Source organism: Mariniluteicoccus flavus (assembly GCF_054776655.1).
On sequence record NZ_BAAHBN010000004.1, the window covers coordinates 1 to 21,464 of the forward strand.

General features: G+C 71.7%; 22 protein-coding genes. 5 read left to right on the forward strand and 17 right to left on the reverse strand.

The features are described 5' to 3' along the window. Nucleotides 1–586 precede the first annotated feature (586 nt). Nucleotides 587–1,213, reverse strand: coding sequence for a response regulator (locus ACYVAG_RS08165; protein WP_460768675.1), 627 nt, complete (start codon nt 1,211–1,213; stop codon nt 587–589). Next, entirely contained in the window at nt 1,210–2,355 is a 1,146-nt protein-coding gene (locus ACYVAG_RS08170; RefSeq protein ID WP_460768677.1) for a sensor histidine kinase, read from the reverse strand. Before ACYVAG_RS08170 ends, ACYVAG_RS08165 begins: the two co-directional genes overlap by 4 nt. 117 nt (nt 2,356–2,472) lie before the next feature. Here ACYVAG_RS08170 and ACYVAG_RS08175 point away from each other — a divergent pair, with 117 nt between their 5' ends. Then, on the forward strand, nt 2,473–3,360 hold the full coding sequence (locus tag ACYVAG_RS08175; protein WP_460768679.1) for a CPBP family intramembrane glutamic endopeptidase: 888 nt from the start codon (nt 2,473–2,475) through the stop codon (nt 3,358–3,360). Between the two features lie 2 nt (nt 3,361–3,362). Here the strand turns inward: ACYVAG_RS08175 and ACYVAG_RS08180 are convergent, their stop codons facing one another. Continuing rightward, nucleotides 3,363–3,731, reverse strand: coding sequence for a hypothetical protein (locus ACYVAG_RS08180; RefSeq protein ID WP_460768680.1), 369 nt, complete (start codon nt 3,729–3,731; stop codon nt 3,363–3,365). Nucleotides 3,732–3,807: 76 nt separating this feature from the next. Here ACYVAG_RS08180 and ACYVAG_RS08185 point away from each other — a divergent pair, with 76 nt between their 5' ends. Then, a complete protein-coding gene (locus ACYVAG_RS08185; protein ID WP_460768682.1) occupies nt 3,808–5,976 on the forward strand; it encodes a RecQ family ATP-dependent DNA helicase in 2,169 nt (722 codons plus the stop codon). A 70-nt stretch (nt 5,977–6,046) separates the two neighbouring features. Here ACYVAG_RS08185 and ACYVAG_RS08190 read toward each other — a convergent pair whose 3' ends face one another. The 7 genes from ACYVAG_RS08190 to nth form a co-directional block, all read right to left on the reverse strand. Further along, nucleotides 6,047–6,400, reverse strand: a complete 354-nt coding sequence (locus ACYVAG_RS08190) for a hypothetical protein (RefSeq protein WP_460768684.1) — start codon at nt 6,398–6,400, stop codon at nt 6,047–6,049. 111 nt (nt 6,401–6,511) lie between these two features. After that, nucleotides 6,512–7,618, reverse strand: coding sequence for a hypothetical protein (locus tag ACYVAG_RS08195; RefSeq protein WP_460768685.1), 1,107 nt, complete (start codon nt 7,616–7,618; stop codon nt 6,512–6,514). A gap of 95 nt (nt 7,619–7,713) precedes the next feature. Next, the gene (locus ACYVAG_RS08200) at nt 7,714–9,462 is read right to left on the reverse strand and encodes a glycerol-3-phosphate dehydrogenase/oxidase (protein ID WP_460768686.1); all 1,749 of its coding nucleotides are present in this window, start codon (nt 9,460–9,462) and stop codon (nt 7,714–7,716) included. 32 nt (nt 9,463–9,494) lie between these two features. Then, on the reverse strand, nt 9,495–11,210 hold the full coding sequence (locus ACYVAG_RS08205; RefSeq protein WP_460768688.1) for a glycoside hydrolase family 13 protein: 1,716 nt from the start codon (nt 11,208–11,210) through the stop codon (nt 9,495–9,497). 34 nt (nt 11,211–11,244) lie between these two features. Then, the gene (locus tag ACYVAG_RS08210; RefSeq protein ID WP_460768690.1) at nt 11,245–11,925 is read right to left on the reverse strand and encodes an NUDIX hydrolase; all 681 of its coding nucleotides are present in this window, start codon (nt 11,923–11,925) and stop codon (nt 11,245–11,247) included. Between the two features lie 13 nt (nt 11,926–11,938). Next, nucleotides 11,939–12,580, reverse strand: coding sequence for a TlpA family protein disulfide reductase (locus ACYVAG_RS08215; protein WP_460768692.1), 642 nt, complete (start codon nt 12,578–12,580; stop codon nt 11,939–11,941). Beyond that, entirely contained in the window at nt 12,577–13,284 is a 708-nt protein-coding gene (nth, locus tag ACYVAG_RS08220) for an endonuclease III (protein ID WP_460768695.1), read from the reverse strand. Before nth ends, ACYVAG_RS08215 begins: the two co-directional genes overlap by 4 nt. A 111-nt stretch (nt 13,285–13,395) precedes the next feature. Here nth and ACYVAG_RS08225 point away from each other — a divergent pair, with 111 nt between their 5' ends. After that, a complete protein-coding gene (locus ACYVAG_RS08225; protein ID WP_460768697.1) occupies nt 13,396–14,076 on the forward strand; it encodes a Crp/Fnr family transcriptional regulator in 681 nt (226 codons plus the stop codon). Nucleotides 14,077–14,149: 73 nt separating this feature from the next. Here the strand turns inward: ACYVAG_RS08225 and trhO are convergent, their stop codons facing one another. Genes trhO through ACYVAG_RS08255 form a run of 6 tightly spaced genes read right to left on the reverse strand, consistent with a single transcriptional unit; the run spans nt 14,150 to nt 18,888 of the window. Next, complete coding sequence (trhO, locus tag ACYVAG_RS08230; protein WP_460768698.1) at nt 14,150–15,034, reverse strand: oxygen-dependent tRNA uridine(34) hydroxylase TrhO; 885 nt, start codon at nt 15,032–15,034, stop codon at nt 14,150–14,152. 11 nt (nt 15,035–15,045) lie between these two features. Continuing rightward, complete coding sequence (locus tag ACYVAG_RS08235; protein ID WP_460768700.1) at nt 15,046–15,810, reverse strand: MBL fold metallo-hydrolase; 765 nt, start codon at nt 15,808–15,810, stop codon at nt 15,046–15,048. Further along, entirely contained in the window at nt 15,801–16,505 is a 705-nt protein-coding gene (locus ACYVAG_RS08240; protein WP_460769181.1) for an NUDIX hydrolase, read from the reverse strand. Before ACYVAG_RS08240 ends, ACYVAG_RS08235 begins: the two co-directional genes overlap by 10 nt. Nucleotides 16,506–16,541: 36 nt before the next feature. After that, nucleotides 16,542–17,000, reverse strand: coding sequence for a RidA family protein (locus ACYVAG_RS08245; protein WP_460768703.1), 459 nt, complete (start codon nt 16,998–17,000; stop codon nt 16,542–16,544). Next, nucleotides 16,997–17,170 carry a DUF4177 domain-containing protein gene (locus tag ACYVAG_RS08250; RefSeq protein ID WP_460768705.1) on the reverse strand — a complete coding sequence of 58 codons (174 nt, stop codon included), beginning with the start codon at nt 17,168–17,170 and terminating at the stop codon, nt 16,997–16,999. Before ACYVAG_RS08250 ends, ACYVAG_RS08245 begins: the two co-directional genes overlap by 4 nt. A gap of 23 nt (nt 17,171–17,193) precedes the next feature. Beyond that, the gene (locus tag ACYVAG_RS08255; RefSeq protein WP_460768707.1) at nt 17,194–18,888 is read right to left on the reverse strand and encodes a formate--tetrahydrofolate ligase; all 1,695 of its coding nucleotides are present in this window, start codon (nt 18,886–18,888) and stop codon (nt 17,194–17,196) included. Nucleotides 18,889–19,028: 140 nt separating this feature from the next. Here ACYVAG_RS08255 and ACYVAG_RS08260 point away from each other — a divergent pair, with 140 nt between their 5' ends. Both ACYVAG_RS08260 and ACYVAG_RS08265 read left to right on the forward strand, forming a co-directional pair. After that, the gene (locus ACYVAG_RS08260) at nt 19,029–20,021 is read left to right on the forward strand and encodes an ArsA-related P-loop ATPase (protein WP_460768710.1); all 993 of its coding nucleotides are present in this window, start codon (nt 19,029–19,031) and stop codon (nt 20,019–20,021) included. Beyond that, nucleotides 20,018–21,136, forward strand: coding sequence for an ArsA family ATPase (locus ACYVAG_RS08265; protein WP_460768712.1), 1,119 nt, complete (start codon nt 20,018–20,020; stop codon nt 21,134–21,136). Before ACYVAG_RS08260 ends, ACYVAG_RS08265 begins: the two co-directional genes overlap by 4 nt. On the opposite strand, the gene ACYVAG_RS08270 is transcribed toward ACYVAG_RS08265, so the two are convergent. Then, the gene (locus tag ACYVAG_RS08270) at nt 21,098–21,376 is read right to left on the reverse strand and encodes a WhiB family transcriptional regulator (RefSeq protein ID WP_460768715.1); all 279 of its coding nucleotides are present in this window, start codon (nt 21,374–21,376) and stop codon (nt 21,098–21,100) included. The genes ACYVAG_RS08265 and ACYVAG_RS08270 overlap by 39 nt on opposite strands. Between the last annotated feature and the right edge of the window lie 88 nt (nt 21,377–21,464).

Genomic DNA, 21,464 nt, shown 5'->3' on the forward strand with positions numbered 1-21,464 from the left:
GAAGGGGGTCTGACAATCTCGGGTCCAGAACAGGGTTCTGCGAAAAGAATCTCGAACTATTTTTTTCTTGTGGGGAAGGTGATCGCGGGCTGGTGGCTTCGACTCGTTCCTCGCTCAGCCAACGTGACCGCGAGTCCTCGGATCGGTGGCCTGCTTCTCGTCTCGCTGGTGCTCGCTCGGAGAGCGTGGTGACGACACGGGGTGGCTTCGACTCGTTCCTCGCTCAGCCAGCGTGAGTCTGGAGGCGGCTTCGACTCGTTCCTCGCTCAGCCAACGTGGGGTTCCGCGGCTTCGACTCGTTCCTCGCTCAGCCAGCGTGACCGCGAGTCCTCGGATCGGTCACCTGCTCCTCGTCTCGCTGGCGCTCGCTCGGAGAACGTGGGGGTTCCTTGGCTTCGACTCCTTCGTCGCTCAGCCAGCGTGGGGCCGCGGTTGGGGTGTGGGTCAGGCGTCTCGCGAGTTCGGCGAAGCGGCGTAAAGACGCCGCGAGCCCACGGGACCGAAGAGCGATCGGCTCGGCGTCCCAGCCGCAAGACGAAGCTCGCGGAGCCCGACCCACACCCCAACCGCGCGGCTCAACCGCCCGCTAGCCCCGAAAAGCCCGATACAGCACCAGTGCCAGACCCGTTCGGTCGCGCTGCCCCAGCTTGCGCAGCAGCGTCGACACGTGGTTCTTCACCGTGCCCTCCGCGAGCACCAGCTCCCCCGCGATCTCCGCGTTGGTCATGCCCGTCGCCACCAGCTCCGCCACGGCCCGCTCGGTGCGCGTGAGCACCGCCAGCGGGTCGTCGGCGCCGGGTTCCCCATCGGACAAGGCGATCCGCGCGACCCGTGGGTCGATCACCAGCCCCCCGGCGGCCACCTCGCGTACGGCTTCAGCCAGCCGGTCGGTCGACACGTCCTTCAGCAGGAAACCCGCAGCGCCAGCCGCGATCGCGCCCCGCACCACGGCCTCGTCGTCGAAGGTGGTGAGCACCAGCGCCGGCACCCCCGGGTGTCGGCCCGCCAGCCCGGCAACGAGCTCGAGGCCGTCCATGCCGGGCATGCGGGCATCGGTCAGCACGACATCAGGTGTGCATCGCGGGAACACCGCGAGAGCCTCCCGCCCGTCGGCAGCCTCCCCGACCACCTCGATACCGTCCGCCGTCTCCAGCAACATGCGCAGTCCCCGGCGCAGCAACTGCTGGTCGTCGACGATGAGTACGCGGATCACGACGCCTCCCGGACCGACCCCGTCAGCACCACGCCGCGTTCGTCGGTGCGGGCGGCGAAGGCGCCGCCCAACTCGGCGGCCCGCTCGGCCAGCGACCTCAGCCCGAAACCCGCCTCGACGTCCGCCGGCGGACGAGAACCCCGGACACCCCCGTTGTCCGCCAGCTCCACCTCCACCCCTCCGTCGCGCCAGTGCACCGTGATGTCGACCTCGTCGGCGTCGGAATGGCGCAACACGTTGGTCAGACCCTCCTGCACGAGCCGGTACGCGAACAACGATGCCTCCCTGCTCAGCTCGTGTTCCTGCCCGGTCTGGTGGACGCGGACGTCGAGCCCGGTCCCACGGAAGCTCTCGGCGATCGCCTCGAACGCGGCGATCCCCGTCAGCGCGGAATCCCTGGGTGGATTCAGCGCGCGGACCCAACGGCGCATGTGGGTCAGCGCCTCCAACGCCTGGTCACGGGCGTGCTCGACCTCCGCGTACGCCTTGTCCGGATGGCTTTCCCGCATGCGGCCCGCATAGTCCAGCGACATTCCGATCAGCGTCAGCCGGTGTCCGAGCCCGTCGTGCAGCTCGCGGGCCGACCTCGCCCGCTCGTCGGACAGCATCAGTTCCTTCTCGATCTGGTGGGTCGCGCGCAACTCCTCCACCAGGCGAAGGTTGGCGCGTCGCTCGTCGGCGAGCTCGCGCAGGCCGAGCCCGAGCACGAGTCCCAGTCCCGCCAACAGCAGCCCGGCAAGGGAATCCAGCAGGATGGTCAGCGGCTCCTTGTGCCATGCCGCCATCACCACCACACCGCTCAGCGTGAAGAGCAACAGCCCGACGACACCGAACAGGAGCCCATGACTCGCCACCACCAGGCTCACGCCCAACACCATCAGCAGCAGCGGCAGCGCGCCCCCGCCGCCCCAGGCCGCGACGACGCTCGCGCCCATGAACGCCAGGAGGAAGGCCCTGTTGCCCGTCAGGCGCCAGCCGGCCCAGCACGCGAGCACCCCCAGACTGCCCACGACACCGGCACCGGCCAGGAACTCCGATCCGCCCACCGGCAGATGGCTCGCGATCCCGGACAGCGCGTTCACCACGGCGAGGACGCCGACCAGGATGTCGAGGAGCACATACATGCGGCGGGAGAGGGCCATGTGTCCCACCTTAGGGACCGTGGGCCCGCCCGACCCATGACCACGGTCACGGTTGACGGTCACAACCGCTGACGCCGGGCACGGGCTCAACGCCCTCAGAACGCCAAGACTTGAGGCATGGACACGATCATCGAAACCCCCACCCCCGAAGACGCCCACCAAGACGTACGCGATCCCGCACGCCCCAGACTCCCCGCCTGGCTGCGGGCGGTCCTCACCCCGATCCTCTTCATCGCCGCCCTGATGGCGATGCAGGTCGTGGTCATGCTCATCCCCGGTCTCCACGCAATGACCCAGACGGAGGGGTGGGTCGGCGCCGCGGCCGTCACCATCCTCTCGGTCCTGGCCCTCGCCATCACCGTGGGCCTCATCGCCCTCCTGATGCGGTTCATCGACCGCGCCCCCTTCCGCCGCGCCGGTCTGGTCTGGACGCGCCACAGCCTCCCCGGCCTGCTGCTCGGCCTGGCTGCGGCGGCGGTGCTCGCCTGGATCGCCATCGGCGCAGGCCTCGCGCTGGGCCAGGTGCGGACGGTCGACGTCCCGCCCGGACTGGTCACCGTCCAATCGGTGGCCCTGGTGATCGTGGTCGGCCTCGTGCGCGCGTTCCTGCTGCAGGGCATGCCGGAGGAGTTCCTCTTCCGCGGCTATCTGATGCAGGTGCTGGCCCGCCGCCCCGTGGTCGCCTGCTGGGCGTCCGCCGCCCTGTTCGCCGTGATCCACCTGCTGTCGAACGGCGGCCAGCAGAACGCCGTCGACCGCGTGGCCTACCTGGCCGTCCCCCTCGGCTTCGGTCTCCTGGCCGCGGCGCTGGCCGTGCGGCTGCGGTCGGTGTGGCCGGCCGTCGGCATCCACGCGGGCTTCCACGTCGCCATGATCCCTTGCCAGATCTTCGGGATCGCCGCCGAGGGCCGCTTCTTCTGGCTGGCCGCCGGCGGCCTGTTCCTCCTCGCCGGACTCGTCGCGATGCGCGGGCTGCCGAAGGCTCCGGTCGTGCTCGACCGCTGACCTCAGCCCTCGAACGCCATGCCGCGGGTCGTCGCCCATTCCCGGGCGGCGGCCCGCAACGACGTGTCCACGCCGCGCCCGTCGAGACCGTCGCACACGAAGACGCGCGCCACCGTGAGCGAGCCGCCGCCGGTGCGACCCGGCCACGGGAGGGGGCGTACGCGGTCGCCGAGCAGCAGGCCGGCATGCCTGCCTTCCAGCTCGGCCCACCACGCCGGGTGTTGGTCGCGATATTCGCCCCACGCGTCGGCGAAGCGGTCCATGAAGCCGGGCTCGGGGGTGAGGCCCTCGGCCCGCGCCGCCTGGATCACCAGCGCGGCCACCAGCAGGGCATCGCCCGCGCCGGCCTGACGGATCACGGCTCCACTCATGTCGGCATGCTCCCACAGGGCCGCCGTGAAATCGGGGCCATCGGGAAATGTCGGAGCCTTCCGGTTGACTGGGTGCATGACGACGAGCCACACCCCCGACCGCGCCGCCCTCGCCCACGACGCCCTCCAGATCCTGCGTGACCTGACGGGTCGTCCCGATGCCGACTTCCGCGACGGCCAGCTCGAGGCGATCGAGGCGCTGGTCGCCGACCGGCGGCGCGCGCTCGTGGTGCAGCGCACCGGCTGGGGCAAGTCGGCGGTCTATTTCGTGGCCTGCCTCCTGCGCCGCCGCCAGGGCCATGGGCCGACGCTGATCGTGTCGCCGCTCCTGGCCCTGATGCGCGACCAGTTGGCGGCGGCCGAGCGGGCGGGCGTACGCGCGGCCGCGATCAACTCGGCCAACGCCGAGGAGTGGGACGAGGTGATCGGCCAGGTCCAGACCGACGAGGTCGACCTGCTGCTGATCTCCCCCGAGCGCCTGACCAACCCGGGGTTCCGCGCCAACGTGCTGCCGCGGCTCATCGATCGCCTGGGCCTGCTCGTCGTCGACGAGGCCCACTGCATCTCCGACTGGGGCCACGACTTCCGGCCCGACTATCGCCGCATCCGCGACCTGATCGCCGAGCTCCCGGCCGGGATCCCGGTGCTGGCGACCACGGCGACCGCCAACTCCCGGGTGGTCACCGACGTCGAGGAGCAGCTGGGCGTACGCCTGGACGGCGCGGCCGAAGAGGTCTTCACCGTCCGCGGCTCGCTGGCACGCGCGAGCCTGCGCCTCGGGGTCCTCGAACTCCAATCGTCGCGCCAGCGACTGGGCTGGCTCCTGGCCCATCTCGAGGAACTCCCGGGTTCCGGCATCATCTACGCCCTCACCGTGTCAGCCGCCGAGGACACTGCCCGGCTGCTGGCCGACAACGGCCACCGGGTCATCGCCTACACGGGGCGCACCGACAACGCCGACCGCGAACGGGCCGAACAGGCGCTGAAGGCCAACGAGGTCAAGGCGCTGGTCGCCACCAGCGCGCTCGGCATGGGGTTCGACAAGCCCGACCTCGGCTTCGTCATCCACCTGGGCGCCCCGTCGTCCCCGGTCGCCTACTACCAGCAGGTGGGCCGTGCGGGGCGCGCCACCGACAACGCCGACGTGCTCCTCCTGCCGGGAACCGAGGACAGCGATATCTGGCGCTATTTCGCGACGTCGTCGATGCCGACCGAGCGGAAGGCCGGATCGGTGCTCGAGGCGCTGTCCGCCTCCGACAAGCCGCTCAGCGTGCCGGCCCTCGAGGCCCGCGTCGACCTGAAGCGCTCCCCCCTCGAGATGCTGCTCAAGGTCCTGGCCGTCGACGGGGCCGTCGAGAAGGTCGGCGGTGGCTGGCAGCTGACCGGCAGGCCGTGGGCCTATGACACCGAGCGCTACGAGCGCATCGCGGCGTCGCGTGAGGCCGAGCAGAAGGCGATGAAGGACTATGCCCACACCGACGGCTGCCGCATGGAGTTCCTCGCCCGCCAGCTCGACGACGAGACCGCGGCCCCGTGCGGCCGCTGCGACACCTGCCTGCAGGCTTCCGAGGCCCCGGTCTGGTTCCCCACCGACGTCCCCACCGACTGGACGGAGCGGGCCGACGCCCAGCTCGCGCAGGTCGGCGTACCCATCGAGCCGCGCGGCCAGTGGCCGTCCGGCATGGACCGGCTGTCGGTGCCCGTGAAGGGCAAGATCTCGGCCGACGAGGGCGTGCTCGAGGGGCGCGCCATCGCCCGCCTCACCGACCTCGGCCACGGCGGGGCCCTGCGGGCCCTCTTCGCTCCGGGGCCCGAGGGCGAGCCCGTCGACGGCGAGATCACGCCCGAACTCGCCCAGGCCTGCGTCGAGGTGTTGAAGGGGTGGGGGTGGTCCGAGCGCCCCGTCGCCGTCGTCAACGTGCCGTCGCTGAGCCGCCCGCGGCTGGTGCGCTCGGTCGCCGAGGGACTCGCCCGCGTGGGCCGGCTCGACGACCTCGGCGAACTCGCCCTGCGGGAGGGAGTGCCGAGCACCGGCCCCGGCAACAGCGCCTACCGGCTCGCGTCGGTGTGGGACCGGTTCGTCGTGCCGCCAGCCCTCACCGAGCGGCTGAGCGCCCTGCCCGGTCCAGTGTTGCTCGTCGACGACCGCGTCGACTCGCGGTGGACCCTGACCGTCGCCGGCCGGGAGCTGCGCAGGGCGGGCGCGCCGGCGGTGTTGCCGTTCGCGCTCGCCCTGCAGGCCTGACCGCAGCCTCCCTCGCTGCCGCGGTCACTGACCCCGTACCACCCGGAAGAGAGCGACCCGAAAAGATCCCTCAGGCGATCGGGGCCACGTCGATGTTCTGGGCCACGATCTCCTTCGCGATGCCCTCCCACTGCTGATAGGCCTCGGGGAATCCCGAGCGCTGCACGGCCTGGGCGGCCTCAGTGAGCCGCCTGTTCTCCCAGCCCGGCACCTGCTTGAGGCCCGGATTCGGGGTGTGGTCGGCGAAGCCATAGAACGCCTTCGCCGCGAGGACCGGGTTGGTGACCTGGGCCGGCGTACCCCACCCGGTTCCGGGGCGCTGCTGGAACAGGCCGAGGGAGTCGCGGTCGCCGTGGTTCAGGTTTTTGAGCGTCGACTCCTGGATCGCGGTCGCGATGGCGATCTCATAGGCCCGCTTCGGCATTCCGGTGCCCTTGCCGACCGCGATGATCGTGTGGGCGTTGTCGATCTGCTCCTTCGAATGTTTCTTGTACGCATCGCTGGCCGGCGGCTTCGGGGCCGGGGCCTGCGTGGGCTACTCAGAGGGCTTGGGCGCCGGCTCTGACGGCTTGGGTGCGGGGGCCGAGGGCTTCGGCGCCGGGGCCTTCGGCTGGTGCGGCAGCGGCTTGTCGCTCTCGCCCACATGGACGTGCTGGTGGTGGCAGGTGTCGGGGAAGACGTTGACGCCCCTGGGCGCGGGGATCGTGGCGCGGCCCGAGCAGCCGAGCTGACCCAGACCCGACAGACCGTCGGCGGGCAGCCGCCCGGCGGTCCACGCCGCGAACTCGCCGTTCAGCGCCGCGTTGTTGCCGCCGTTGCCGTCGATGAGGTTCGAGGTGCGGCCGTCCTTGGTGATCCGCTTGACGTCGTACGCCTTGCCCTTGGGGTGGCGGGCGGTGTCGCACCCGTGGCCCGTGACGATGGTCGACAACTGGATCGTGTAGACGTCGGTGGTCTGGCGGAGCAGCTCCAACATGCGCGGGTCGAGCGTGACCGTCTTTCCGCAGGTGTCGCCGTTGTTGATGGTGCGGCCCTCCGCCGCGGCCTGGAGGTCGGCGCGCACCGCGGGGTCGCCGCCCAGCTGCTTGCCCCAGCGGCCGAGCAGCACCTTCGCCGTGGCCGGGCCATCGAGGGGGCCCGCGGGCTCGGGCTCGCCGGGCGCCGGGGGCCGGGGTGCCGGGGGCTTCGGAGCGGGCGGCTTCGGGGCCGTGGAGCCCCCACAGTCGGGCAGGCCTGTCCAGGTGTCGGCCTGCGACGCGAGGTAGTTGGCCGGCACCCAGCCGACCCGTCCGCCGTCGCCCATGGTCTTCGCCCACGAGCTCGACCGGTGGCCGTAGTCGGTGGACGTCGGGCCCGACGACTTGCACCAGAACCAGTTCGCGCGCCCGCCGGAGTGGAGGTGGTCCACCTCGGCGTCCGAACCGGGCTCCGCATAGACGGGGACGCGGCGCTCGTCGGTCGGCAGCCAGATGGGGCAGCCGTACGCGGTGGCCTGTCCACGTTTACCGACCGAGGTGCAGGCGTCGGAGGCGTTGGCGGTGGTGGTCGTCAGGACAGGCGCGGTGCCTGACGTGGCGACCAGCGCCGTGGCGGCGAGGGCAACGGTCGTGCGCCGGGAGAGCGGGGTGAGCGAGCGGGACATGTGGGAACGCCGATGTGTCGGGGGTGGACGACTCCTCCACCCTCGCCCGATCGGGCCCATCTGTCATGCGTCAGGCGCAGGAAAGTTGCGTCCAGTCAGCGCACCGGCACCAGGTCGGCCACCGTCAGCCGCACGGCCTCGGCGTCCGCATCGGTCGCCTTCTCCTCGGCCTCACGCTGGGCCTGGGCGCGCGCGCGGTAGGACTCCTGCTCGCGCGCCACGACGGCCTCGTCCCAGCCCAGCAGCGGGGCGATGACGGCGCAGATGTCGGCCATGGCGGAGACGCCGCGGTCGCGGGTCTCATAGGACAGGCGTACGCGGTGTTCCAGCACGTCCTCGAGGTGGAGCGCGCCCTCGTGGGTGACGGCGAACGCCGCCTCGGCCTTCAGGTAGGCCGGCGCGCTCGGGATCGGCTCGGCCAGCGACGGGTCGGCGGCGATCATGGCCTGCAGGTCCTCGACCTCCGAGCCGTAGCGTCCCAGCAGGTGCTCGACGCGGGCGGCGTCGAAGCCCAGCGCACGGGCCTCGCGCTCGAACTGGCGCGTGGCGGCGGTGAGGCCCGACGCCCCCACCAGCGGCGTGGTCGCCGTCACCGACGGTAGGTCGCGGGACATGCGCTCCCCCAGCGCGAAGTCGACCGCGTCCTCCGCCATCGCGCGGTAGGTCGTGTATTTGCCCCCGGCGATGACGACCAGGCCGGGCGCGAGCTCGGTGACCGTGTGCTCGCGCGACACCTTGGTCGACTGGGATTCGTCGGTCTTCTTCGGCTGCAGGAGGGGGCGGAGGCCGGCGTACGTGCCCTGGATGTCGTCGCGCGTCAGGTCGGAGGAGAGCACCTCGTTCGCGTGGTCGAGGATGTAGTCGATGTCCTCGCTCGTGGCGACCGGGTGTTGGCGCGCCTCGTGCCACGCCGTGTCGGTGGTGCCGATGATCCAATAGCGCTGCCACGGGATGATGAACAGCACCGACTTCTCGGTGCGAAGGAACAGGCCGGCGTCGCCGCGGATGCGCTCCTTCGGGACGACGATGTGGATCCCCTTGCTGGCAAGGACCTGCAGGCCCTTCCCCTCGGCCACCTCCTGGTCGGGCTCGGCGAACGCCATGGCCTGGGTGTCCTCGGTCCACACGCCCGTCGCGTTGATCACGCGGGACGCGCGAAGGGTGTGGCGCTCCCCGGTCTCGAGGTCTTCGACGACGGCGCCGTTCACGCGCCCGGTGGCCGAGCGTGTGAGCTCCACGACCTGCGTACGCGAGGCCGCGTACGCCCCGTAGTCGATGGCGGTGCGGACGAGGTCGATGACGAGGCGTGCGTCGTCGACGCGCGCGTCGAAGAAGCGGATCGCCCCGATCACCTTGTCGTGCCTGATGTCGGGGAACAGCTCGAGCGCCTGCTTCTTGGTCAGGTGCTTCTGGGGCGGCACGGTCGCACCGCCCGACGCCGCGAACGAGAGGGTGTCGTAGAGGCCGACGCCCACCGCCGAATAGGTCCGCTCGATCAACGGCATCTTCAACGGCCACAGGAAGGGCTGGGCCTTCACCAGGTGCGGTGCGATGGTCGTGAGCAGCCGCCCCCGCTCGCGCAGGGCCTCGGCGACGAGCGCGAAGTCGAAGTTGTAGAGGTAGCGCAGACCGCCGTGGATCAGCTTCGACGAGCGCGACGACGTGCCGGCGGCCCAGTCCTGCATCTCGACCACGCCGGTGCGCAGCCCGCGGGTCGCGGCGTCGAGCGCGATGCCCGCGCCCGTCACCCCTCCCCCGATCACCAGGACGTCGAGACCTTCGTCGTCGGACATGGCGGCCAGCGAGGCGCGGCGGTGCTCGGCGGTCAGCCGGGAGGTGGACATGGCGGTCTCCTAAGCGGGGTTCGGATTCGACATTACTGGACGACCCACGACTCCCACGGACCCAGGACGGATGGTGGGACGAACGCGTCCCCGACCGTCTCCTCGGTCGTGATCAGCACGCGGCGGCCGGTGAGGTCGCCGACCTCTGCGGGCCAGGCCACCTCGCCCGACGAGCAGTTGGCCACGACCGTCATGGTCTGTTCGCCGAGCGTCCGCGTGAACACCCACAGGTGCGGATGGTCGGCGAGTCGGAGGGCGAACCGTCCGTCGACGACGACCTCGTTCTCCTTGCGCAGCGCGATCAGCCGGCGATAGTGGTGGAACACCGAGTCGGGGTCGAGGCGGGCGGCCTCGGCGTTGATCGTTGTGTGGTTGGGGTTCAGGTCGATCCACGGTTCACCGGTGGTGAAGCCCGCACCGGGGGTCGCGTCCCACTGCATGGGCGTTCGCGCGTTGTCGCGGCTCTTCACGCGCAGCGCGGTGAGGATCTCGGTCTCGTCGCGGCCGAGGCCGAGTGCCTCCGCGTGATGGTTGATCGACTCGATGTCTCGATAGCGCGCGATGTCGTCGAAGTCGGCGTTCGTCATGCCGAGTTCCTCGCCCTGATAGACATACGGCGTGCCGCGGTGGAGGTGCAGCACGGTGCCGAGGGTCTTGGCGCTGCGTACGCGGTGCTCGTCCGAGTCGTCGCCCCAGCGGGAGACGATGCGCGGCTGGTCGTGGTTGTTCCAATACAGGGAGTTCCACCCCTGCTCGGCCAGCCCGTCCTGCCACCGCGCGAAGTTCTCCTTGAGCGCCGGGAGTTCGAGTGCCTTGAGGTCCCACTTCGCCCCCTCGGGCTGGATGTCCAACCCCACGTGCTCGAACTGGAACACCATGTCGACCTCGCCCCGGTCGGGGGCGGTGTAGCGCCGGGCCTCCTCGACCGTCACGCCCGGCATCTCGCCGACCGTGATCAGATTCTCCCCCGCCATGACCTCGCGGTGCATCTCGGCGAGGAACTCGTGCATGCGGGGTCCGTCCGCGACATGGGCGAACGCCGGCGACAGCACGCCTCCCGGGCGCGGCGGCCCGTCGGTGAGCGGGAGCGTCTTGGAGATGAAGTTGATGACGTCCATGCGGAACCCGTCGACGCCGCGATCGACCCACCAGCGCATCATCGCGTGCACGGCCTCGCGGACCTCGGGGTTCTCCCAGTTGAGGTCGGGCTGCTTGCGGGAGAACAGGTGGAGGTAGTACTCACCGCTGCGCTCGTCGCGGTGCCACGTGGGGCCGGAGAACGCGGCCTCCCAGTTCGTGGGCTCGGGGACGTCGCCGTCGCGACCGGGACGCCACCAATACCAGTCGCGCTTGGGGCTGTCGGGGTCACGCGACTCCTGGAACCACGGGTGTTCGTCGGAGGTGTGGTTCACCACGAGGTCCATGACGAGCTTCATCCCGCGCTCGTGGAGGCCCGCGATCAGCGCGTCGAGGTCGGCGAGGGTGCCGAACGTCGGGTCGACGTCGGTGTAGTCGCTGATGTCATAGCCGTTGTCGTCCATCGGCGAGCGATAGACCGGGCTGAGCCAGACCACGTCGACCCCGAGGGCCTCGAGGTGGTCGAGGCGGGCGGTGATGCCGGGGATGTCGCCGACGCCGTCGCCATCGGAGTCGCAGAACGAGCGCGGATAGACCTGATAGACCGTCGCGGTGCGCCACCACCCGGCGGGGCGGTTGGCGCGGGCACGGTCGCGGGGCGTCTCGCTCATGCCCCCCATGGTGCCACCGCGCCTCACCGGTCGGTCAGTGGGCGTCGTCGCCGCCACCCGACCGCCTCGGCGACCCGCGCAGGAACCGTTCGGGCACCTCACGGCTGCGCGTGCGGTCCCACGGCGCCTGCCAGCCGCCGAGTTCGAGCAGCGCGTCGACGAGGTGGGCGGTGAGCCCCCAGATGAACAGGTCATCGATCACGAAGGCGGGGCCGCGATAGCCCGCGGGATGGACGGCGGTCCACCGCAGGTCGGCGTCGGCGAGGCGGTCGAGACCGATGCGATGGACCGAGGCCACCTCGGCGGGGTCGCGCGCGTCGATCGGGTGGGGCGTACGCCACCACGCGACCACCGTGGTGACGTCGAAACCCGAGGCGGCGACGTGGGCCGCGGGCAGGCAGCCGACGACCTCGGCGCTCCCCCGGTCGAGGCCGACCTCCTCGGTGGCCTCGCGGAGGGCGGCATCGGCCGCATCGTCGTCGGTGTCGTCGATCGCACCGCCGGGGAAGGCCATCTGGCCGGCGTGCGTACGCAGGGTGTGGGCGCGCTCGACGAAGGTCAGGTCGGGCGACGGTCCGTCGGTGGCGAACAGCGCGAGCACGGCCGCCGGACGCGCCCCCTGGGGCGCTCGGGCGGAGACCAACCGGGCCGACGAGGTGCGGTCGGCGAGCCCGGACGCCAACGCGGCAAGGGATTCGGGGAGATCGGGGATCACGGGCGGGTTCCTGTCACGGGCGTACGCCCAGGTGGTCGGCGATCAGGCCGAGCGCCTGCTCGGTCGAGGTGAACGGGCCGACGTGGCGGTGGACGATGCGGCCGTCGGCGTCGACGAGGACCGTCATGGGCGGGCCGACGATGCGCAGGGGTCCGGCCAGGGCCTTGCCCGCGTCGACGACCTGCGGATAGCGCCACCCGGCGGCCTCGGCGAACTCGATCGCGAGGTCGGGTCGCGGGTCGGCGTGGTCGACGCCCAGGACGAGGACGCGGTCACCGAGCCGGTCCTGGACCTCCTTCAGCATGGGCGCTTCGTGGCGACAGGGTCCACACCACTGGGCCCACACGTTGGCCACGATCGGCTTCCCGCGCAGGCCGGCCAGGCGTACGCGGGAGTCGGCACCGAGGCAGTCGAGCGTGATATCGGGCAGCCCGTCGGGGCGCGCCGGGACCGCGGGATCGGAGACGGGACAGTCGGCGATCCCCGCCGCACGGCGCCGCTCGAGCAGGTGAGCCGTGGAGGGCGCGCCGCGGTCGACCACGACGGGCGCGCTCGAACGGGGGCCGGGCGTGACCGGCCCCGACGACCCGCCGCAGGCCGTGAGGCCGAGCAGGGCGAGGACGGCGACGAGGCGGGCGGGACGCGTACGCCTCATCCGCGCGGCTCCCGCACGAGCTTCGCGGCCTTGACGGGATCGGTCTCGCCCTCGCCGTACGCGGGGCACAGGCTCGCGACCGGGCACGCGCCGCACGCGGGGTTGCGGGCGTGGCAGCGCCTGCGCCCGTGCCAGATCACGGTGTGGCACAGCTGGACCCAGTCGCGAGCAGGGAACAGGGCGCCGATCTCGGCCTCGATGCGGTCAGGATCGGTCTGGGTGGTCCAGCCGAAGCGGGTCGCGAGTCGCTTGACGTGCGTGTCGACCGTGATCCCGGGCACGCCGAACGCGTTGCCCAGAACGACATTGGCGGTCTTGCGGCCGACTCCGGGCAGCTTCACGAGCTCGGCCAGCGTCCGCGGCACCTCGCCGCCGTGGTCGTCGAGCAGCGCCCGGCTCAGGCGCAGCAGCGAATCGCTCTTCGCGCGGAAGAAGCCCGTCGGTCGGATCAGCTCCTCGAGCTCGGCGCGGTCGGCGCCGGCCAGCGCCGCCGCGTCGGGGAAGCGCGAGAACAGCACGGGCGTCACGAGGTTCACGCGCTTGTCGGTGGACTGGGCCGACAACACCGTCGCCACCAGCAGCTGCAGCGGGTCGGCGAAGTCGAGCTCGCAGTGCGCGTCGGGATAGGTCTCCGCGAGCACGCGGTTGGTGCGCCGGGCCCGGCGTACGAGCGCGGTGTCGGGTCGGGCGGGCGCGGCGGGCATGGGACCCAGACTACGACGTGCCGAGGGAGGGACGTGACGCACTTCACGCGAACAGGTAGCCTCGGGGCACAGTTCAAACACGTGGTAGGTAGACACGCTAGGGGTGTGATCGTGGAAGCGCAGGATGTCGTTCGGCAGGCGCCGCTGTTCAAGGGTCTCGACGACGAGGCCGCGCGGTCGCTGTCGTCGGCCATGGGCTCGATCACGCTCAACCGGGGGGCGATCCTCTTCCACGAAGGCGATTCGGGCGACCAGCTCTATGTCGTCGTCAACGGCAAGATCAAGCTCGGACGCCACGGCACGACGGGCCGCGAGAACCTCCTCGCGGTGTTGGGTCCCGGCCAGATGTTCGGCGAGCTGTCGGCGTTCGACCCCGGCCCCCGCTCCACCACGGCGACCGCGGTCACCAAGTGTGAGCTGCGCGTGCTGGAACACTCCGAGCTCGACACCTGGCTCGCCGGTCGCCCCGAGGTGGCGCTCGGCCTGCTGGGCCAGTTGGCCGGCCGCCTGCGCCGTTCCAACGACGTCGTCTCCGACCTCGTCTTCTCCGACGTCCCGGGCCGCGTGGCCAAGGCGCTGCTCGACCTCGCGTCGCGCTTCGGCGAGCGCACCGACGCGGGTCTGGTCGTCCACCACGAGCTCACCCAGGAAGAGCTCGCCCAGTTGGTGGGCGCGTCGCGGGAGACCGTGAACAAGGCGCTCGCCGACTTCGCCGCCCGCGGCTGGATCAGGCTCGAGCCCCGCTCGGTCACGATCGTCGACCACGAGCGCGTGGAGCGCCGGGCGCGCTGAGCGTCAGCCCGAAGGACTGTATTAGCGACCCGAAAACACACTCCGCACGTCGTGTACGGCGTGCGGAGTGTGTTTACGGGTCGCTAATACGCCGGTGGGGCGGGCAGAGCGGGGCGTACGCGTGGTCGTCGCACAGCAGGGCGCGCCCCTTGCAGCCACGGGCGACACAGTCGCGGTGGTGATCGGTCGCCGCCCCGCAGATCTCACACTGGCCGATGACCGCCGCGTCGCCGGAGAACCGCACTCGCTCGCGCCCGTCGAAGACCCGCAGCGTCCCCTCCCACAGGCCTCCATCACCGAAGCGCTCGCCATAGCGGACGATGCCGCCGTCGAGCTGATAGACCTCGCGGAAGCCACGGTTGACCATGAGCGCCGACAACACCTCGCAGCGGATCCCGCCGGTGCAGTAGGTGACGACAGGCCGGTCCTTCAGCTCGTCGTATTTCCCCGATTCCAGCTCCGCAACGAAATCGCGGGTGGTCGCGACGTCGGGCACCACCGCGCCGCGGAAGCGCCCGATCTCGGCCTCCCACGCGTTGCGGCCGTCGAAGAAGGCCACCTCGTCGCCGCGGTCGGCGACCAGGGCGTGCACCTCGTCGGGGGTGAGATGACGTCCGCCGCCCACGACGCCGGACGCGTCGACCACGACCTCGTCGGGCACGCCGAATGCGACGATCTCGTCGCGGGCCTTCACGCTCAACCGTGGGAAGTCGTCACCGGTGCCTTCGCTCCACTTCACGTCCAGGGTCGCGAACGGCGCGTACGCCCGGGTGCGCTTCACATACTGCTTGCAGGCCGTCACGTCGCCCGCGACCGTGCCGTTGATGCCGTGCGGCGACACGATGATGCGCCCGGTGAGGCCCAGACCCTCGGCCAGCGCGTGCTGCCACAGGCGCACCGCCTCGGGGTCGGACAGCGGCGCGAACGCGTAGTAGAGCAGGACCTTCGGGATGGCCATCTCGCCCGCCCTCAGTCCTCGTCGCGCAGGTCCGCCAGCTGGGCCTGCGCCGATTTCAGCGCCGCCGCGCGCAGCGTGGGCGACAGGTCGCCATACACCGCGTCGACGACGTCATCGGCCGACCGCGCCCCGTCCCGCACGGCCCGGCGCACCTGGTCGAGGCGGTCGTGGCGATGCTGCACATAGTCGGAGAGCACGCCCCGGGGATCGTCGATGACCGGTCCGTGACCGGGCAGGATCCGGCGTACGCCGCGATCGGCCACGATGCGCTGCATCCGTTGCAGGGAAGCGAGATAGGCGGCCAGGTCGCCGTCGGGGTGGGCGATCACCGTCGTGCCGCGGCCGAGCACCGAGTCGCCGGTGAGCAGCACGGGCCCGTCGTCGACGCCGCCCCCCGACACGACGAAGCCCACGGAATCGCGCGTGTGCCCGGGGAGGTGGTGGACGGTGACCTCGAACTCGCCGAACCGCACGCGTTCGTCGTCGGAGAAGGGCTTTCCCGACGACAGGGCGCGGTCGAACGCCCGCACGTCGGCGCCGTGGGAATCGGCCAATCCCTGGGCCGACTCGCTGTGGTCGTGGTGGTGATGGGTGAGCCAGACCTCCCGGATCCCGTGGCTGCACAGCGATCGGATGGCCAGGATGTGGTCGGGATCGGCCGGTCCCGGATCGATCACGACCGCGGCTTCCCCTGTGGGGGCGAGGATCCAGGTGTTCGTGCCCTCGAGCGTCATGGCGCCGGGGTTCGGGGCGAGCAGGTGGTCGATCACTGCCACTCCCCCGATCGGAGCGGATAGCTCGATCGCCAGGCCTGGCCGTCGCTCACCCAGCGGGGTGTCACCGACTCGACGACGCGCCCGCGGGCGGCCTCGAGGACGCGGTCGAGCGAGCCGAGCAACCCGAGCTCGAGGAGCGCGGCCCGCGTCGGCGGCATCATGGCCGCCTCCCCCGGATCGGCCCCGCGCCCGGACTCGAGGTCGTCGAGCCCCGTCACCCAGCGGCCCTCGATCGCCTCCTGCGCCCCGGGCACCACGTCGACCCCGGCGGGAACGACCCACAGGAAGAACCAGGTGTCGAACCGGTAGGCCAGCGGCTCCGGGGTGATCCACCGCGCCCACGTCACGAGGTCGTCGGGCGCCGCGACGCAGCCGGTCTCCTCCGCGAGCTCGCGCACGGCGCACTCACGCAGGGGGTCGGCGTGCGCCTCGTCGCCCGGCTCCAGCTTCCCGCCGGGGAAGGCCCACAGGCCGCCGAACCTCATGGTGTCGCGGCGCCGCATCAGCCACGCCTCGGCGGCACCACCGGGCCCGCGGCGCAGCGGCACGACCGTCGCGGACGGTCGCGGCTCCACCGGCGTACGCCCGGCCCCGGCGCTGAGCTGGCCCGCGATGGCCGCGGGCATCCGCCCGAGGTCGGCGTTCGGCACGTGCTCGAACACCTCCCAGGAGTGGACGCCCGCGTACGGCTCCATCACGCGGCCAGGGTCACGACGAGGCACCATGGGACATCAGGCGACCTCCGCCACCATCTCGACCTCGACGCAGCAGTTCATCGGCAGCGCGGCCACGCCCACGGCGCTGCGGACGTGGGCGCCCGCCTCGCCGAAGACCTCGGCCACGAGCTCGCTCGCGCCGTTGCCGACGGCCGGCTGTCCGGTGAAGTCGGGTGCCGACGCCACGAAGATCACCATCTTGACGATGCGGGTGATCCTGTCGATGCCGCCGCACTCGGCCGCGATGGCGGCCAGGCCGTTGAGCGCGCAGATGCGGGCCTGCTGGGCCGCCTGCTCGGGCGTCACCTCGGCACCCACCTTGCCCGTGATCTGCAGCTCGCCGTTGACGAACGGCACCTGGCCCGAGGTCCAGACCTGGTTGCCGACGCGCGTCGCCGGGATGTACGCGGCCACCGGCCTGGCGACCGCGGGCAGCTCGATGCCGAGCTCGGCGAGCTTCTCCGACGCCGTCACTGGTCGCCGTCCTTCGCGGGGATCGGTCGCTTCATGTAGGCCACGAGGTTCTCCGGGTTCATGCCCGGCACCATCTGCACGAGCTCCCACCCGTCGGAACCCCAGTTGTCGAGGATCTGCTTCGTCGCGTGGACGAGCACCGGCACGGTCACGTATTCCCATTTGGTCATGGGGGCAGCCTAGTGACCGACGCTCAGCTCAGCCCCACCACGTTCCCCGACTCGTCCAGGTCGATGCGATGGGCGGCCGGCGAGCTCGCCAGTCCCGGCATGGTCCTCATGTCGCCGCAGATGGGATAGATGAACCCGGCGCCCACCGACGCCCGCACCTCGCGGACCGGGAGGCGCCACCCCGTCGGCGCCCCCTTGAGCGTCGGATCGGACGAGATGGAGAGGTGGGTCTTCGCCATGCAGATGGGCAGGGCCCCGAAGCCCTGCGCCTCGTACGCGGCCAGCTGCTTGGCCGCCGCCGGCGCGTAGTCGACGCCGTCGGCCCCGTAGACCTGGGTCGCGATCGCCTCGATCTTCGCCGTCAGCGGCTGGTCGAGGTCATAGAGCGGCGCGAAGGACGTCGGCTCCTCGCAGGCCTCGACGACCGCGCGGGCCAGTTCCACGCCGCCCTCGCCGCCCCGGGCCACCCCCTCGTAGACCGCCGCCCGCGCGCCGGCTCCCTCGGCGATGCGCCGGATCGCGTCGACCTCGGAGTCGTGGTCGGTCGGGAAGCGGTTGATGGCCACCACCGGGGAGACGCCGTGCAGGCGGACGTTCTCGATCTGCTTGACCAGGTTGGCCGCCCCCGCCTCGACCGCGCCCGGGTCCTCGGCCAGCAGCTCGGGCGGCAGCGGCTTGCCGGTGACGATCCTGAAACCGCCCGAGGCGAACTTGAGCCCGCGGACCGTGGCGACCACGACGGCGGCGTCGGGCGACTCCCCCGAGACGCGGCACTTGATGTTGAAGAAGCGCTCGGCGCCCATGTCGGCGCCGAACCCGGCCTCGGTCACGACGTAGTCGGCGCACCGCAGCCCGATCAGGTCGGCGACGACCGACGAGTTGCCCGTCGCGATGTTGCCGAACGGTCCCGCGTGGACGAGGGCCGGCGTACCCTCCAACGTCTGCATGAGGTTCGGCTTGATGGCCTCCTTCATGATCACCGCCATCGCGCCGGCCGCGCCGAGCTGCTCGGCGGTGACCGGGGAGCCACCCCGGTCGGTGCCCACGACGATGCGCCCGAGCCGGGCGCGCAGGTCGCCGAGGTCGCGCGCGAGGGCCAGCAGCGCCATCACCTCCGAGGCCGCGGTGATGTCGAAGCCCGACTGGCGCGGCACGCCGTCGAGCCTCGCGCCCAGCCCCAGCACGATGTTGCGCAGGGCGCGGTCGTTGACGTCGAGCACGCGGCGCCAGGTGATCGCCGAGGGCTCGAGCCCGAGCTCGTTGCCGTGGAACAGGTGGTTGTCGACCATGGCGGCCAGCAGGTTGTGCGCCGCGGTCACCGCGTGGAAGTCGCCCGTGAGGTGGAGGTTCATCACGTCCATGGGGACGACCTGGGAATAGCCGCCACCGGCGGCGCCGCCCTTGATGCCGAATGTCGGGCCCATGGACGGCTGGCGGATCGCGATGAGCCCGCGCTTCCCGAGGTGGGCGAAGGCCTGGCCGAGGCCGACCGTCGTCGCCGTCTTGCCCTCGCCCAGCGGCGTGGGCGTGATCGCGGTGACGACCACATATTTCCCTCGGGGACGGTCGGCCAGCCGCTCCATCGCGGCGGCCGGGTCGACCTTCATCACGTGGCGGCCGTAGGGCTCCAGCAGGTCGTCGTCGAGGCCCAGCTCGTCGGCGACGTCGGAGATCGGGCGCAGGGTGGCCTCGGCGGCGATCTCGAGGTCGGTCTTCATCGGTGCTCCTTGTGGGACGTCGTTGTCCGCCCGTCGACGATCGGCCGACGGACCCGGGGTGGGCGCTTCGTGGACGCCCGATCCGATCCTGCTCCCCCGCTCCGGGGCGCCGTCACCGGGGTGCCCCTAGGCTGGTGGTCATGTCCCGCGAGCTGCAGATCGTCACCGGCAAGGGCGGCACCGGCAAGTCCACGGTGGCGGCGGCGCTGGCGTACGCGCACGCGGCGCGCGGCCGGCGCGTGCTGGTCTGCGAGGTCGAGGGTCGCCCCACGCTCGGCGACCTGTTCGGCGTCGTGCTCACGCCGGGGCGCGAGGAGCTGATGGCCACCACGCCCGCGGGCGGCGAGGTCGTCGGGCTGTCGGTGGAGGCGCGCGCCGCGCTCATGGAATACCTCGACCTGAACTATCACCTCGGTCTCGCCGGCAAGGCGCTCGAGCGCTTCGGCGCGCTCGAGTTCGCGACCTCCATCGCCCCCGGACTCGGCGACGTGCTCCTCACCGGCAAGGTCTACGAGGCGGTCCGCCGGGGCCAGAAGGGGCGCGAGGACGCGTACGACGTCGTGGTCCTGGACGCGCCGCCGACCGGGCGCATCGCGCAGTTCCTCAACGTCCACGAGGCCGTGTCCGGCCTCGCGCGCGTCGGCCCGATCCACGCCCAGGCGCGTTCGATCATGGAACTGTTCCGCTCCGACGCCACCGTCATCCACCTGACCACGCTGCTGGAGGACCTGCCGGTGACCGAGACCCTCGAGGCCGTGCGCGAGCTCGCCGCCACCCAGATCCCGCTGGGGTCGGTGGTGTGCACGATGGTGACTCCCGCGCTGACCTCCGCCGGGCCGACGGGCGGGGGCCTCACCGCGGACGAGGCCGCCCGCGCCGCCGGCGGAGACCTGGCGGTGACGGGGGTCGACCCGGCGATCGCTCCCGCCCTGGCCACGACGCTGGCCCGCGAGGCCGGCCAGGTCACCGCCGAGGCCGAGGAGCGCGCCGAGCTCGCCGCGGCCGGGCTGCCGATGGTCGACCTCCCCCGCCTCGGCGGCGGCGTCGACGACGCGGGGCTGCGTACGCTCGCCACGCTGTTGGATCAGGCCGGCCTGCTCGACGAGGCCGGTCCCGTGGGGGGCGACCGGTGAGCCGGCTCGACGTCGACGCCCTGCTCGACGACCCGGGCGTACGCATCGTCCTGTGCTGCGGCGCCGGCGGCGTCGGCAAGACCACGACCGCCGCGGCGCTCGCGCTGCGCGCCGCCGAGCGCGGCCGACGCGTGGTCGTGCTCACCATCGACCCCGCCCGGCGCCTGGCCCAGAGCCTCGGCCTGACCGAGCTCGACAACGCACCGCGCCGTGTCCTCGACACCGACGCGGGCGGCTCGCTCGACGCGATGATGCTCGACATGAAGCGCACGTTCGACGACGTGGTGACCGGCCACGCGTCGCCGGCGGCCGCGCGCCAGATCCTCGACAACCCGTTCTACGAGGCGTTGTCGACGTCGTTCTCGGGCACGCAGGAATACATGGCGATGGAGAAGCTGGGCCAGCTCCACGCGGAGGCCGACGCGTCCGACACCTGGGACCTCATCGTCGTCGACACCCCGCCGAGCCGCTCGGCCCTCGACTTCCTCGACGCGCCCGAACACCTCGCCGCACTGCTGGACGGCAAGATGCTGCGCCTGCTGCTGGCCCCGGCCCGCGGGCCGCTGCGGCTCATGAGTGTCGGCGTCAACCTCGTGCTGGGGGCGATGGGCAAGATCCTCGGCGCGCAGGTGTTGACCGACGTCCAGGCCTTCGTCGCGGCCTTCGACACCCTCTTCGGGGGGTTCCGTCAGCGAGCGGAGGCGACGCTGGCGACCCTGTCGTCCCCCGACACGCGATTCGTCGTCGTCGCCTCACCCGCCCACGCCGCCCTGCGCGAGGCACGCTTCTTCACCGACCGGTTGGCCACCGAGAACATGCCGCTGGCCGGGGTCGTGGTGAACCGCGTCCACCACAGCGAGTCGGACCTGTCGGCCGACGAGGCCGCACGGCTCGCCCGCGACCTGGGGGACGAGCCCGGCGTACGCGTGGCCCGCGTCGCGCTGGAGCGGCACGCCGCCCGGCGCAGGACCATCGATGCGGAACGCGCGCAGGTGGCTGAGTTCATGGCCGAGCGGCCCGGCGTACCCCTCGCGCAGGTGGCCGCGCTCGATGGCGAGGTCAGCGACCTCGAGGCGCTACGCGCCGTCGGACGGCTTCTCGCCGAGCAGCACTGACGCCCACGACGACACGTCGGTGCGCACCCGCAGGAGGTGACGGCGCTCGCGCTCGGTCATGCCGCCCCACACGCCCCACTCGATGCGGTTGTCGAGGGCCTCGGCGAGGCAGTGGGGACGCACGGAACAGTCACGACAGATGGTGCGGGCCTGCTTCTGCTCGGCCCCCTCGACGAACAGCGCGTCGGTGCTCCCCTGGCATTTGGCCATCAGGGTCCAATCGTCGTGAACCAGCGTCATTGCCGCCCCCTCGTGCGTCCAGCGCGCCTGTGCCGACTGGCACATGCCGTTTCGTGACCGACTGTCAGGATCGGCACGTTGCGGTACA